The sequence below is a fragment of the Jannaschia pohangensis genome (genome assembly GCF_900113875.1).
GTDB classification, from domain to species: Bacteria; Pseudomonadota; Alphaproteobacteria; order Rhodobacterales; family Rhodobacteraceae; genus Jannaschia; species Jannaschia pohangensis.
Map to the genome: position 1 here is coordinate 44,371 of NZ_FORA01000001.1, position 14,150 is coordinate 58,520.

The 14,150-nt window shown below is 64.6% G+C and carries 15 protein-coding genes; 10 read left to right on the plus strand and 5 right to left on the minus strand.

Annotated elements, in window-relative coordinates:
* Positions 1-65 precede the first annotated feature (65 nt).
* From BM002_RS00200 to BM002_RS00215, 4 genes are all read right to left on the minus strand, one after another.
* Positions 66-1,280, minus strand: coding sequence for an NADP-dependent isocitrate dehydrogenase (locus tag BM002_RS00200; RefSeq protein ID WP_092775885.1), 1,215 nt, complete (start codon positions 1,278-1,280; stop codon positions 66-68).
* Positions 1,281-1,391: 111 nt separating this feature from the next.
* On the minus strand, positions 1,392-1,970 hold the full coding sequence (locus BM002_RS00205; protein ID WP_092775889.1) for an HD domain-containing protein: 579 nt from the start codon (positions 1,968-1,970) through the stop codon (positions 1,392-1,394).
* Positions 1,970-2,473 (minus strand): hypothetical protein, encoded by a 504-nt coding sequence (locus tag BM002_RS19205; RefSeq protein WP_175484758.1) that lies wholly within the window; start codon positions 2,471-2,473, stop codon positions 1,970-1,972. Before BM002_RS19205 ends, BM002_RS00205 begins: the two co-directional genes overlap by 1 nt.
* 34 nt (positions 2,474-2,507) lie before the next feature.
* The gene (locus BM002_RS00215) at positions 2,508-3,161 is read right to left on the minus strand and encodes an alpha/beta hydrolase (RefSeq protein WP_092775892.1); all 654 of its coding nucleotides are present in this window, start codon (positions 3,159-3,161) and stop codon (positions 2,508-2,510) included.
* Between the two features lie 132 nt (positions 3,162-3,293).
* Between BM002_RS00215 and iscR the strand changes: the two genes are divergently transcribed.
* The 8 genes from iscR to BM002_RS00255 all read left to right on the plus strand — a co-directional run bounded on the left by iscR (position 3,294) and on the right by BM002_RS00255 (position 10,641).
* The gene (iscR, locus tag BM002_RS00220; RefSeq protein ID WP_092775895.1) at positions 3,294-3,752 is read left to right on the plus strand and encodes a Fe-S cluster assembly transcriptional regulator IscR; all 459 of its coding nucleotides are present in this window, start codon (positions 3,294-3,296) and stop codon (positions 3,750-3,752) included.
* Between the two features lie 56 nt (positions 3,753-3,808).
* Positions 3,809-4,846 (plus strand): cysteine desulfurase family protein, encoded by a 1,038-nt coding sequence (locus BM002_RS00225; RefSeq protein ID WP_092775899.1) that lies wholly within the window; start codon positions 3,809-3,811, stop codon positions 4,844-4,846.
* Complete coding sequence (sufB, locus tag BM002_RS00230) at positions 4,843-6,384, plus strand: Fe-S cluster assembly protein SufB (RefSeq protein WP_092775902.1); 1,542 nt, start codon at positions 4,843-4,845, stop codon at positions 6,382-6,384. Before BM002_RS00225 ends, sufB begins: the two co-directional genes overlap by 4 nt.
* Positions 6,385-6,492: 108 nt before the next feature.
* Positions 6,493-6,846 (plus strand): hypothetical protein, encoded by a 354-nt coding sequence (locus tag BM002_RS00235; RefSeq protein WP_139212196.1) that lies wholly within the window; start codon positions 6,493-6,495, stop codon positions 6,844-6,846.
* A 13-nt stretch (positions 6,847-6,859) separates the two neighbouring features.
* Complete coding sequence (gene sufC, locus BM002_RS00240; RefSeq protein WP_092775909.1) at positions 6,860-7,615, plus strand: Fe-S cluster assembly ATPase SufC; 756 nt, start codon at positions 6,860-6,862, stop codon at positions 7,613-7,615.
* Positions 7,612-8,868 (plus strand): Fe-S cluster assembly protein SufD, encoded by a 1,257-nt coding sequence (gene sufD, locus BM002_RS00245; protein ID WP_092778512.1) that lies wholly within the window; start codon positions 7,612-7,614, stop codon positions 8,866-8,868. Before sufC ends, sufD begins: the two co-directional genes overlap by 4 nt.
* 1 nt (position 8,869) lies before the next feature.
* Positions 8,870-9,424, plus strand: coding sequence for a hypothetical protein (locus BM002_RS00250; protein WP_092775912.1), 555 nt, complete (start codon positions 8,870-8,872; stop codon positions 9,422-9,424).
* Entirely contained in the window at positions 9,421-10,641 is a 1,221-nt protein-coding gene (locus BM002_RS00255) for a cysteine desulfurase (protein WP_092775915.1), read from the plus strand. Before BM002_RS00250 ends, BM002_RS00255 begins: the two co-directional genes overlap by 4 nt.
* A 21-nt stretch (positions 10,642-10,662) precedes the next feature.
* Here BM002_RS00255 and BM002_RS00260 read toward each other — a convergent pair whose 3' ends face one another.
* Positions 10,663-11,121 carry a YbaK/EbsC family protein gene (locus tag BM002_RS00260; protein WP_092775920.1) on the minus strand — a complete coding sequence of 153 codons (459 nt, stop codon included), beginning with the start codon at positions 11,119-11,121 and terminating at the stop codon, positions 10,663-10,665.
* A 51-nt stretch (positions 11,122-11,172) separates the two neighbouring features.
* Between BM002_RS00260 and BM002_RS00265 the strand changes: the two genes are divergently transcribed.
* Positions 11,173-13,881, plus strand: a complete 2,709-nt coding sequence (locus BM002_RS00265; RefSeq protein ID WP_092775923.1) for a [protein-PII] uridylyltransferase family protein — start codon at positions 11,173-11,175, stop codon at positions 13,879-13,881.
* Entirely contained in the window at positions 13,881-14,150 is a 270-nt protein-coding gene (locus BM002_RS00270) for a hypothetical protein (protein ID WP_092775926.1), read from the plus strand. Before BM002_RS00265 ends, BM002_RS00270 begins: the two co-directional genes overlap by 1 nt.

The following is a 14,150-nucleotide window of genomic DNA, read 5'->3' on the forward strand; positions in this document are numbered from 1 at the left end:
ATGCCACGCCCTTCTTTCTTCTCGGCTCAAATATCCCGGGGGTGCGGGGGCTGGCCCCCGCTGCCTTATCCGGCCAGCGCTGCGTTCAGGTTCTGGTCGATTTTTTCCAGGAAACCCATCGTCGTCAGCCACTTCTGATCGGGGCCGACCAGCAGGGCCAGGTCCTTGGTCATGTCGCCCGCTTCGACGGTGTCCACGATGACCTTTTCCAGCGTCTCGGCAAACCGCAACAGCTGCGCATTGTCGTCCAGCTTGGCGCGGTGCTTCAGACCGCCGGTCCAGGCAAAGATCGACGCGATAGAGTTGGTCGAGGTCTGCTTGCCCGCCTGATGCTGGCGGTAGTGGCGGGTGACGGTGCCGTGGGCGGCCTCGGCCTCCACGATCTTGCCGTCGGGCGTCATCAGCTGCGAGGTCATCAGGCCAAGCGAGCCGAAGCCCTGCGCCACGGTGTCGGACTGCACGTCGCCGTCATAGTTCTTGCAGGCCCAGACATAGCCCCCCGACCACTTCATTGCCGAAGCGACCATGTCGTCGATCAGGCGGTGCTCATAGGTGATGCCCGCTTCCTTGAACTGGTCGGCGAATTCCGCGTCGAAGATCCGCTGGAAGATCAGCATGAACTGGCCGTCATACTGCTTGAGGATCGTGTTCTTGGTCGACAGATAGACCGGGTAGTTGCGCTTGAGGCCATAGTTGAACGACGCCCGCGCGAAATCCTCGATCGACTTGTCGAGGTTGTACATCGACATGAAGACGCCAGAGGACGGGGCATCGAAGACCTCGTGTTCCTCGACGGTGCCGTCCTCGCCGACGAATTTCATCGACAGCTTGCCCGGCCCGGGGAACTTCATGTCCGTCGCGCGGTACTGATCGCCAAAGGCGTGGCGACCGATGACGATGGGCTGCGTCCAGCCGGGCACCAGCCGCGGCACGTTGGAGCAGATGATCGGCTCGCGGAAGACGACGCCGCCCAGGATGTTGCGGATCGTGCCATTGGGCGAGCGCCACATCTTCTTGAGGCCGAATTCCTCGACCCGCGCCTCGTCGGGCGTGATCGTGGCGCATTTCACGCCGACGCCGACTTCCTTGATCTTCTCGGCGGCGTCGATGGTGATCTGGTCGTTCGTCTCGTCACGGGCCTCGATGCCCAGATCGTAGTAGAGCAGGTCGATGTCCAGATACGGCAGGATCAGCTTGTCCTTGATGAACTGCCAGATGATCCGGGTCATTTCATCGCCGTCGAGCTCGACGACAGGGTTGTCTACCTTGATCTTGGTCATGGGGGTCTCCGGTGGCGGTTTGATTTGCGGCGTCCTAGCGCAAATGCCGAACGGACGCTAGGCGGTATACGGTGGCATACCGGAATTTTCGCAGATTGGCTGACGAACCGTTTACCGTGCGAAGAACGCCGCGATCCGGGGGCTCAGCCAGTCCCAGAGGGCGGGCGCGCCACGGGCGATCTGGGTGCCGACACGGATGCGCACCGTCTCTTCGGTCACGTTGTAATCCGTCCAGCTGCCGCCGCCATTGGAGAGGTTCAGGTTGGGCGGCTGGAACCGGTCGAGCGACTTGGCAAAGATGGCGTCCGGCGTCTCGGCGGCCTCGAATTCATCCCAGAGGGCGCGGAATTCAGCGGCCTGATCCGCGGGCAGCAGGCCGAAGATGCGGTCTGCCGCGACGGCCTCATCCGCGGCCTGGCCCTGGGTTTCGCCGAAGATCGGCGTGTCGCCCGCGTCGATCTCGACCAGGTCGTGCAGGATCAGCATCCGGATCACCCGGTCGATCTGCACCCCTTCGGACGCGTGGGGTGCCAGCGTCAGGGCAAAGAGCGTCAGGTGCCACGAATGCTCGGCGGTGTTCTCATGCCGCGCCCCGTCGGCGTTCCGGGTCGCCCGGATCACCGATTTCAGACGATCCGCTTCGATCAGGAATGCCATGCGGGCGTCGAGGTCGGCGTGATCCTGCGACATCACCCCAGGTCCCAGGGCCCCTTTGGCGCCTGTTTCTCTTCCGGCTTCTCCGCTGGTTTCTCGGGGGTTTTCGGCGCGGGTTCGGCGGCCTTGGCCGTCTTGCGGGCTTCGTCCGCTTCGGCGGTGCGTGCTGCGGGCCGACTGACGGTGGACTTTGGCTTCTCCTTCGGCGCGTCCCTGGTCTCGGCCTGAGCCTTTGCGGGCTCCGGGATCGGGGCATCCTCCTCTACGGCATCCTTTGCCGTGGCCTCCGTCTCGTCCGGTTGAGCGGCCTTGGCCTTCGCTTCGGCGGCCTTTTCCAGGATCCGCGCGTCCAGAAGTTCGTCGGCCCGGATCGCTGCCCGCTGCACGCGGATCGACGTGATGAAGGCTTCCTGCAACGTCTGGGAGCTGTCGCCGATCGACTTGGAGATGATGTTGATCATCTCTTCATCGCCCGTCTTGTGGATGTGCTCGATCAGGCGCGCGGCGAGTTTGTCGGCAAGGTCGTCAGCAAGTGACACGGGCAGAGTCCTCTCTGGGGGTGGCGATAACCGATCAGCGCGACGTTTCCGTCAGGCGGCGGGCGACGTAGTCCCGCACATCGCCGATCATCGGGTCCATGTAGGGGTCTTCGAAGAAATGGCCCGCACCTTCCATTTCGGTATGCGTGATGGTGATGCCCTTCTGTTCGTGCAGCTTGGCCACCAGCGCGCGGGTATCGGTCGGCGGGGCAACGCGGTCATTTGCGCCGTTGATGATCAGACCGCTGGCCGGGCAAGGGGCGAGGAAGCTGAAATCGTAGCGGTCGGCCGGCGGCGAGACCGAGATGAAGCCGGTGATCTCGGGGCGGCGCATCAGAAGCTGCATGCCGATCCAGGCCCCGAACGAGAATCCGGCGACCCAGCAGTGCTTAGCATTGGGGTTCATCGCCTGAAGATAGTCAAGCGCGCTGGCCGCATCCGAAAGCTCGCCGATGCCCTGATCATATTCGCCCTGCGACCGGCCCACGCCCCGGAAGTTGAAGCGCAGGACCGTGAACCCCAGTTCCAGAAACGCATAGTGCAGGTTGTAGACGACCCGGTTATTCATCGTCCCGCCGAATTGCGGGTGCGGGTGCAGGATGATCGCGATCGGCGCGTCCTTGACCTTCTGGGGATGATAGCGGCCCTCGAGGCGGCCTTCGGGGCCGGGGAAGATCACTTCGGGCATGGTCGCTCCTTCGTCTGACGCGCGAGTTGACGGCGGAACGGGCCAGGGGGTAGTCCCCGTCAACCAGTCGTCCCTGTCGCCGGTGTCAGCAGGTATGCCAGACAGGCAGGGGCGTCAATCGGAGGGGGCGTCATGAAGCTGAGTACCAAGGGTCGCTATGCGATGGTCGCGCTCGCCGATCTGGCGCAGCAGCAGGCGGGGACGACCACCTCGCTGGCCGAAATCTCTCGCAGGCAGGATATCTCGCTCCCCTACCTGGAGCAGTTGTTCGTCAAATTGCGCCGCGCCGGCATGGTCGAGAGCGTGCGGGGCCCGGGGGGCGGCTATCGCCTGGCCCGTTCGCCCTCGGACATCCGTGTGTCGGACGTGCTGGAAGCCGTCGATGAGACGGTCAGCGCCATGCACACCGGCGCTGCCGCATCCGGAGGCCTGTCGGGCAGCCGGGCGCAGTCAATGACGAACCGTCTGTGGGAATCGCTGTCGGCGCATGTCTATGTGTTTCTCCACCAGACGCGGTTGTCCGATGTGGTCCAGAACGAGTTGACGCCCTGTCCGGCGGTGCCCTCCCTGTTCCAGGTCGTCGACGAATAGGACGCGGTTTCGCGCTGCCGCGCGAGAGTATTTGCAAAAGCAGAGAAGGGGGCCGGATGCCCGAACGGGTCTATCTCGACTGGAACGCGACGGCGCCTGTGCGCAGGGAAGCCCGGGACGCGATGATTGCCGCCATGGACGTGGTCGGCAACCCGTCGTCGGTGCACGGCGAGGGGCGCGCGGCCAAGGCCCTGGTGGAACGGTCGCGCGCCGAGGTCGCGACGGCCATGGGGGCCTCTGCGTCGGACGTCGTCTTCGTGTCGGGTGCCACCGAGGGCGCGGCCCTGGCCATGGCGGGGCGCGGCCTTGCCACATCTGCCATGGAGCATGACGCCGTCGCGGCCTGGGGCGACGGGTCGCTTGCCGTCGATGCGCGGGGGCAGGTCGCGGTGTCCGACCCCTCCGGCAGCGCGCTGCAACTGGCCAACTCGGAAACCGGGATCTTGCAGGACCTGCCTGCGGGCCTTGCGCTGAGCGACATGACCCAGGCCTTTGGGAAGATGCCACTGGCCTTCGACTGGTCCGGAGTCGAGATGGCGTTGGTCTCCGCGCATAAACTGGGCGGGCCCAAGGGTATCGGCGCGCTGGTGATCCGACGGGGCCTGGACGTCGTAAGTCAGATAAGGGGCGGAGGGCAGGAGATGGGGCGACGGTCCGGCACCGAAAACATTATCGGCATCGCGGGCTTCGGTGCGGCCGCCACCGCAGCGGCGCAAGATCTGGAGGCCGGAGTGTGGGACCGGGTTGCGCAACTTAGAACTTTTCTAGAAACAAGTCTTGAGGGCGCGGACAATCCGACTATTTTAGTCGGAAAGGAATCGAAGCGCTTGCCGAACACGTCCTGCCTCATCACCCCCGGGTGGAAGGGCGAGACACAGGTGATGGCCCTCGATCTGGCGGGATTCGCGGTCAGCGCGGGCTCTGCCTGCAGCTCGGGCAAGGTTCGCGCAAGCGCCGTGCTGACGGCAATGGGATACGGTCCGGGCGAGGCCGACTGCGCGATCCGCGTCAGTCTGGGGCCGGACACGACGCAAACACAGGTGGCCCGGTTCGTGGAAACGTTCCGCCGCCTGAGGGACAGGAGACGGGCATGACGGCTTTGGATGATGTGCAGGTCAAGGATGGCGTCGCACCGGACGTGCGCGTGAAAGATGGCGTCGACGCCGAAACCGTCGAGGCGGTCAAGGGCCTGTCGGGCACCTACAAGCACGGCTGGAACACCGAGATCGAGATGGAGTACGCCCCCAAGGGCCTCTCCGAGGATATCGTCCGCCTGATTTCCGAAAAGAACAACGAACCCGCCTGGATGCTGGAATGGCGGCTGGATGCCTATCGCCGCTGGCTCAAGCTGGAAGAGCCGACTTGGGCCATGGTCGACTATCCCAAGATCGACTTTCAGGATCAGTATTATTACGCCCGCCCGGCCAGCATGGCGGTCAAGCCCAAGTCCCTGGATGAGGTCGACCCGAAGCTGTTGGAAACCTACAAGAAACTCGGAATCCCGTTGAAGGAGCAGGCGCTTCTGGCGGGGGTGGAGCCCGCGGCAGAGGACCGGAAGGTCGCGGTGGACGCCGTATTCGACTCCGTCTCGGTCGGCACGACCTTCAAGGCGGAGCTGGCCAAGGCCGGTGTCATCTTCTGCTCGATCTCCGAGGCCATTCAGGACCACCCGGATCTGGTCAAGAAATACCTCGGCTCGGTCATTCCGGCGTCGGACAACTACTATGCCACGCTGAACGCGGCGGTGTTTTCCGACGGCAGCTTCGTCTACATCCCCAAGGGCGTGCGTTGCCCGATGGAGCTGTCGACGTACTTCCGCATCAACGCCGAGAATACGGGCCAGTTCGAACGAACGCTCATCATCGCGGACGAAGGCAGCTACGTCAGCTACCTCGAAGGCTGCACCGCGCCCAAGCGCGACGTGGCCCAACTGCACGCGGCCTGTGTCGAGCTGGTCCTGCTCGACGATGCGGAGATCAAGTATTCCACCGTGCAGAACTGGTATCCGGGCGACGAGAACGGCAAGGGCGGCATCTACAACTTCGTCACCAAGCGCGCCGATTGCCGGGGGGCGCGGTCCAAGGTGATGTGGACGCAGGTCGAAACCGGGTCGGCGGTGACGTGGAAATACCCGTCCTGCATCCTGCGCGGCGACGATTCACAGGGCGAATTTTACTCCATCGCCATCGCCAATAACATGCAGCAGGCCGACACCGGGACGAAGATGATCCACCTGGGCAAGAATACCAAGTCGCGGATCGTCTCCAAGGGCATTTCGGCGGGCAAGGCGCAGAATACCTATCGCGGCCTCGTGTCGATGCACCCGAAAGCCAAGAATTCGCGCAACTATACCCAGTGCGACAGCCTTCTGATCGGCGACAAATGCGGGGCGCACACGGTTCCGTATATCGAGGTGAAAAACAACTCCTCCCGCGTGGAACACGAGGCGACGACCTCCAAGGTGGACGACGATCAGCTGTTCTACTGCCGCTCGCGCGGGATGGACGAGGAAGAGGCCGTGGCCCTGGTGGTGAACGGGTTCTGCAAGGAAGTGCTGCAAGCGCTGCCGATGGAGTTCGCGATGGAAGCGCAGGCGCTGGTGGCGATCTCGCTGGAGGGGTCGGTGGGGTGAAGTTTCTTTGCGCCTCGCAAGACGCTGACAAGGAAAGACAATGTTGATGAGGGGCATGGCCAACGATCTTGTTCAGCCGATACCCGGAACGTGGTCGGGTGGCGGCCGGTGAAGCGGGCGCCGTTCACGATCCCCGGTCCGCTGGAGGTGTTGCGGGTTCTGCCGAAGGTGGGTCTGCACCTTCTGCTGCCGGCGATGGTTCTGGGTGCCGTGTTCGGAAGCCTGTTCGATCTGCTCATGACCCACAGCGGCTATCCCGTTGCCCTGGCGGGACTGGTGCTCGGGCCCGTCGTGTTTGCCTTTGCGATCAATGGCATCACCCGCGCGGACGAGGCCTATGCCGAAAAGATGGCGGCCTATGCGGAAAGCTACCGCAAGGCCGAAAACGCAAAACGCACGATTGCCGCACAGGAACGCGGCGATCTGGTTCAGTTGGAAGAACATCGCGCCCGGCGGCGCTGACGAGGAAAAGAAAATGCTGAAGATCAAAGACCTGCACGTAAAGCTCGAAGACGAAGACAAGCAGATCCTGAAGGGGATCGACCTGGAGGTGCCCGCCGGCGAAGTGCATGCGATCATGGGGCCGAACGGGTCGGGCAAGTCGACGCTCTCCTATGTCCTGTCGGGCCGGGACGGGTACGAGGTGACCGAAGGCACGGCGCATCTGGGCGAGCATGACCTGCTGGATATGGAGCCCGAAGAGCGCGCCGCCGCCGGCCTGTTCCTCGCATTCCAGTATCCCGTGGAAATCCCCGGTGTTGGCAACATGACCTTCCTGCGCACCGCCGTGAACGCGCAGCGCAAGGCACGGGGCGAGGAGGAGCTGTCGGCCGGTGACTTCCTCAAGATCGTGCGCGCCAAGGCGAAAGACCTCAAGATCGACGCCGAGATGCTAAAGCGTCCGGTCAATGTCGGATTCTCGGGCGGCGAAAAGAAGCGCAACGAGATCCTGCAGATGGCGATGCTGGAGCCAAAAATGTGCATCCTCGACGAGACGGACTCGGGCCTCGACGTCGATGCGATGAAGTTGGTGTCCGACGGCGTGAACGCGCTGCGTTCCCCCGACCGCGGGTTCCTTGTCATCACGCATTATCAGCGGCTTCTCGACCACATCAAACCGGATGTCGTGCACATCATGGCGGATGGTCGGATCATCAAATCCGGCGGGCCGGAGCTGGCTCTGGAAGTCGAGACCAACGGCTATGCCGACCTGCTGGAAGGGGCGGCCTGATGGTGGCCGACCCGAAGAAAAACGCGACCGATGAACGGCTTGCCAGCCTGACCCTGCCGCAAGAAAGTGGCTGGCTTGGCAGCGCGCGTCAGAATGCCCTTGCCCGGGTCAAGGCGACCGGCCTGCCGGGACGGCGCGACGAATACTGGCGCTATACCAACCCGGCGGCCCTGGTTCAGGCCGATCCTGGAACGACCGTCGGCACACCTCAGGCGGATCCATTCGACGCGATCGAGGCCGTTGTGATCATGGTCGAGGACGACAGGGTCACGCTGACCGAAGACCTGCCTGAAGGTCTTGAAATCATGCGTCTTTCAGATGCCGGAAAGGCGGACATACATTGGGCGCGCGATATCTATGGCGTGCTAGAAATGCGGGGGTCCGGGCCGGTGCCGCGGCCCTTGGCCATGCTCAACACCGCATTCGCGACCGACGGTGTCGTGATCCGCGCGACGGGCAAGATCGCGCGTCCCGTCCACATCCGCACCGTCGGGAAGGGTGACCTGATCCTGCATCACGTCGTCCGGGTCGAGGCCGGGGCATCGCTGACCCTCCTGAAATCCGGCACCAGCGGCGCTCGCGCCAATACCGTGACCGAGGTCGATATCGGCGAAGGCGGCGCGTTGCATCACCTGCGCATCCAGGGCCCCGATCATCACCGGCACGTCAACACCCATGTCTTCGTCCGTCAGGCGGCAGAGACCACGTTCAAGTCGTTCACCCTGTCTGCAAATGGTCAGATGACGCGCAACGAGGCGGTGATCGAGCTGACCGGCGACAATGCCGTGAGCACGACCGCCTGCGCGGCCTTCGGCAAGGGCGACTTTCATCACGATGACACGGTTTTCGTCACCCATGACGCTGTGAATTGCCAAAGCCGCCAGGTCTTCAAGAAGGTCCTGCGCGACGGGGCGACCGGCGTGTTCCAGGGCAAGATCCTTGTCAAGGAAGGCGCGCAGAAAACAGACGGTTACCAGATCAGCCAGGCCCTCCTGCTGGACGATGACAGCCAGTTTCTCGCCAAGCCCGAGCTGGAGATCTATGCCGATGACGTGGCCTGTTCGCACGGCTCCACCACCGGGGCCATCGACGAGACGGCGCTGTTCTACCTGCGCTCGCGCGGTGTGCCCAAGCGGGTCGCGACCGATCTGCTGGTGCTGAGTTTCCTTGCCGAAGCGGTCGAGGAGATCGAGGATGACGGCCTCAGGGAACACGTCGGAGCTTGCCTCGCCGACTGGCTGTCGCAGGGCTGACGTGTCTGTCACCCGCGACATTCCCCGGGCGTGGCTCCGGCCCCGTGCCGTGATGGTGGGGCGCCTCGCGCAGGGCGTGGATGAGCGTATCGCTTTCGTCTACCTCGCCGTCGCCTCAGTCCTGGGGTTCGTCGCGCAATTGCCGCGCCTCGTCCGCGCCTCCCGCGCCTCCGATCCGGAATTCGAAGCGGCGATCCTGTCGGAGGCCGAGCGTGTCGGCGTCGCCATCCCCGCCGATCTGGTCGATGCGAAATTCGAGGCGCTCTTCTCGGGCGCAATCATGGGCTGGATCTTCATCGTCCCGGTTTTTCTCTATATTCTGGCGTTCCTGTCGCATCAGATCGCGCGTCTCTTCGGCGGTCGTGGCACCGGCCTGCGCGCCCGTGTCGCGTTGTTCTGGTCCGTCCTCGCCGTCACACCTGCCATGTTGCTCTTGGGTCTGACGTCCGGTTTCATCGGGGCGGGCCCGGCCCAAACCCTGGTCGGCACTGTCGCGATCTGTGCCTTCATCTGGATCTGGCTCAATTCCCTTTACGTCGCGGAGACGCCCGAATGATTGATGTGGATGCCATCCGCGCGCAGTTCCCGATCTTGTCCCGGCAGGTGAACGGCAGGCCGCTTGTCTATCTCGACAACGGGGCATCGGCGCAGAAACCGCAGGTCGTTCTCGATACGATCCAGCGCGCCTATGGCCATGAATATGCAAATGTTCACCGGGGCTTGCACACGCTTTCGACCATCTCGACCGACAATTACGAGGCCGTCCGCGGCACCGTCGCCCGCTTCCTGAATGCGCCGAGCGAGGATCACATTGTCTTCACCTCCGGCACGACCGAGGCGATGAACCTGATCAGCTATGGGTGGGCCGCCCCGCGCCTTCAGGCGGGCGACGAGATCATCCTGTCGATCATGGAGCATCACGCCAATATCGTGCCGTGGCATTTCCTGCGCGAACGGCTTGGGGTGAAACTGGTCTGGGTCGATACGGATGTGAACGGTGATCTTGATCCGCAGGCCGTTCTGGATGCCATCACCGACCGCACCCGAATGATAGCGATTACGCATCTTTCCAATGTCTTGGGAACCGTTGTTGATGTGAAAACCATCTGCGTCGGCGCGCGGGCCAAGGGTATTCCCGTGGTCGTCGACGGCTCGCAGGCGGCGGTTCACATGCCGGTCGATGTGGCGGATCTCGGCTGTGATTTCTATGCGATCACGGGGCACAAGCTCTATGGCCCGTCCGGCTCCGGCGCGGTCTATATCCGACCCGAACGCATGGCCGAGATGCAGCCTTTCATGGGTGGGGGCGACATGATCCGCGACGTGGGCCGCGATACCATTACCTGGAATGACCCGCCCATGAAGTTCGAGGCCGGAACGCCCGGCATCGTTCAGACCATCGGTCTGGGCGCGGCGCTCGAGTGGATGATGGACCTTGGCATGGACAACATCGCCGCCCATGAGACGGCGCTGCGCGACTATGCGCGTGACCGGCTGGCGGGTCTCAACTGGCTGAATGTGCAGGGACAATCGGCAACCAAGGCCGCGATCTTCAGCTTCACGCTCGACGGCGCGGCCCATGCGCACGACATCTCGACCGTGCTCGACAAGAAAGGCGTGGCCGTGCGCGCGGGGCATCATTGCGCCCAACCTCTGATGCAGCATCTCGGCGTCAGCGCCACCTGCCGGGCCAGCTTTGCGGTCTACAACACCAAGGCCGAAGTCGATGTCCTGATCGACAGCCTTGAACTCTGTCACGATCTCTTTTCGTAACAACGGCTTGACGGGCAAACTTCACGTAAAATCGGCCAGCGTGGCTCCGGTCACGCGCAGCAAATCCTTCGGTGCAATCGGAAAGACGTGCCGCGGCGTTCCGGCTGCGGCCCAGACCACGTCGAAGTCGATCAAACGCGGATCCATCCAGACCGGGCTTGGCGTCAAATGGCCGATGGGCGACACGCCGCCAATGGCAAAGCCGGTCGTGGCGCGGACGACGTTTGCGTCGGCGCGGGTCAGCGGCATCCCGGCCAGTCCCTGCGCCTTGACGTCATCGACCCGGTTGCCCCCTGCCGTCACGAAGAGCGCGCACCCGTTGCCCTGACCGAAAATGATCGACTTCGCGATTTGATCGAGGGTGCAGCCCACCGAAGCCGCCGCCTGTTCCGCCGTCCGGCAATCGCCGAGTTCCGCCACATCGGCGGGCAGGCCCAGGGCCTCGAGCGTTGCGATCACGCGCTTCAATGACTTGCTCATGGGCCTTATCTGCCTGTTGACGCCAAGGCTGCCAAGGGGCCATCTCGGTCAATGTTCCGCAGTTCCATCACCCGCCATCCCATACCTTTCGACACGTCAGCCGGGCAGTCCGCCGTGGACGAAACCGCGCCGCCTGCGTCGGTCGTCGACCTTGTGGCCGGTGCCGCCGGGTGCAGCCCCTATCTCACGGGTCTGATGCGGCGCGAAAAGGAATGGCTGCCATTCCTTTGGGAGACTTCGCCCGAGGCTGTTCTGGAAAGCATCCTGAACGATATCAAAGCAATCGACGGCGACCCCATGGCCCCCTTGCGTCAGGCCAAGCGCCGCGCCGCCCTGCTGATCGGTTTGGCGGAACTGGGGGGTGTCTGGCCGGTCATGCGGGCCACGGCGGCTTTGACCGACTTCGCGGATGCGGCGCTTTCCAAATGTCTGACATTTGGAGTGGCGCGCCACGCCAAGGGGCCGGTGACAGGCGACGGCGGCCTCTTCGCGGTCGCCATGGGCAAGATGGGCGCGCATGAGCTGAACTATTCCAGCGACATCGACATCGTATTGCTTTTCGATGAAACCCGTTATGCGTCAGACGATTACGGGACGGCGCGTGCGATCCTGCTCAAGGCGGCGCGCACCGCGATGGCGCAAATGTCTGACATTACATCGGACGGCTATGTCTTTCGCACCGATCTGCGGCTGCGCCCCGATCCCGGCTCCACCCCCATCGTCCTGTCAACCGAAGCGGCCGAGCGGTACTACGAGGCCATGGGTCGCACATGGGAGCGGGCCGCCTGGATCAAGGCGCGGGCTGCTGCGGGGGCCACGCAGGCGGGAGAGGCGTTCATCGACCGGCTCAGCCCCTTCGTCTGGCGACGGCACCTCGATTTCGCCGTGGTCGAAGAGGCGCATGACATGCGGCGCCGCATCCGAGACCACAAGGGACTGGCAGGCGATTGGGACATTCCGGGCCATGATGTGAAACTGGGTCAGGGCGGCATCCGGGAGATCGAATTCCTCGCCCAGACGCAGCAGATCATCGCAGGCGGACGCGATCCGTCGCTCCGGGTGCGCGGCACCTTGCCCGCGCTCGATGCGCTGGTCGCGGCGGGTTGGGTCAAGCCGCGCGACAGGGAAATCCTCGCGCGGGAATACTGCTATCTGCGTCGTGTGGAGCATTGCGTCCAGATGGTGCAGGACGCCCAGACGCACCGCCTGCCGCGCGATGAAGACGGGTTGCGGCGTCTGGCCTGTTTCATGGGCGAGGGGGATGCCAAGGCGTTCGTCGCCGACCTGCGCGACCGGATGCGCGCCGTCGAGGCGATCACCGAGCCGTCGTTCCGGCCGCGCGGCGTCGTCGGGCCGGAGCAGACGATCGAAGGGGCCGACGCGGTCACCGAGCGCTGGATGACCTATCCGGCGCTGCGATCCGACCGGGCGCGCGTCATCTTCCGGCGGATCGGGCCGAAATTGCTCGGCTCGCTTGCCGGGGCCGTCAAGCCGACCGAGGCGCTCGCAGCCTTCGACGGGTTTCTGCGGGGCCTGCCCGCGGGGGTGCAGGTCTTTTCGCTGTTCGAAGCCAACCCGAAGCTGGTGGCGTTGTTGGCCGATATCTGCGCCACGGCCCCTGATCTGGCGCGCCATCTGGCGGGCAATGCGGGCGTTCTGGATGCGGTGATCGACGGCTCTTTCCTGTCCGACCTGCCGGAGCAATGGACGCCGCCTGACCTTCCGCCCGAGTTCGAGACCGGGCTGGATGCTCTGCGCCTTTGGCACCGGGAGGCGCATTTCCGGATCGGGGTTCATTTGCTGCGCAGCCTTGCCACACCGGACGCCGCCGCCCGCGCCTATGCCCGGCTCGCCGAGGCGACGCTGGCCGCCTGCTGGACCCTGGCCGAGGGCGAGACGGCGCGCCGCTATGGCCGGGTCGCGGGCCTGCGGCTGGCGGGGCTTGGCATGGGGTCGCTCGGCGCGGGGCGGCTGACGGCGCGGTCCGATCTGGATCTGGTTGTTCTGCATGACGGGGGCGAAGGTCAATCGGACGGCAAGCGGGCCATCGGTGCGGGCCAATGGGCGGCGAAATTCACGCAGGTGCTGATCACGGCGCTGACGGCACCCACGGGGGCCGGGCGGCTCTATGAGGTGGATATGCGCCTGCGCCCGTCCGGGCGACAGGGTCCGGTGGCCACGCCCTTGTCGGGGTTTCGCAGCTATCAGGAAACGGAGGCCTGGGCCTGGGAACACATGGCCCTGACCCGCGCGCGGGCCGTGGTCGGCGACCCGGAGCTTTGTCGCTCCACCGAGCAGGTGCGCGCCGACATCTTGCGCGCGTCGCGCTTTGATCGCAGCGCGGTGCTGGAGGCGCTGACCGACATGCGCGCGCGTCTGCTAGAGGCGGGGCGGACCGGCGAGGGATTGGCCGTCAAGGCGGGGCCCGGTCGGATGCAGGACATCGAACTTGCGGCCCAAGCCAACGCCCTGATCTCGGGCGCGGCCCCGCGCGACCTTGCGGCGCAGCTTGGGGGCGGGGGCTGGCTTCCGCAGGATGCCTGCGCGCGATTGAAACGGACGCACGATCTGCTATCGCAGGTGCAGCAGGTGCTTCGGCTTCTGGCACCCGGCGACCCGCCGACCGACCTTGGCGCAGGGGGCGAGGCCTTTCTGGCGCGGGTGATCGGCCAGCCCGATGCGGCCGCGGTCGAAGATGCCTGCGACACGGCCGCCGAAGACGCGCGGCGTGCCATAGACGACAACCTGGAGGAGGCCTGATGGCCAAGGAAGGACAGGGTCCAGACGACCCCAAGGCCCTGATCGCGGAAGCCTACCGCATCGAAGGCATCACCGAGGCCGAATGCCGGATCATCTTCCTCGACTGGGCGCTCAGCCTGCCGGGCGACGTTATCGCGACCATTCCGCGTGTGATGGAGGGCAAGCCCGAGGATCATCCGATGACCTCTGTTCTGCGCGACGGGCTGGTGCGTCCGGCCCGCACAGGTCGGCGCGGCGGCTGGTCCGCGCGCCATCCCGACGGCGACTGA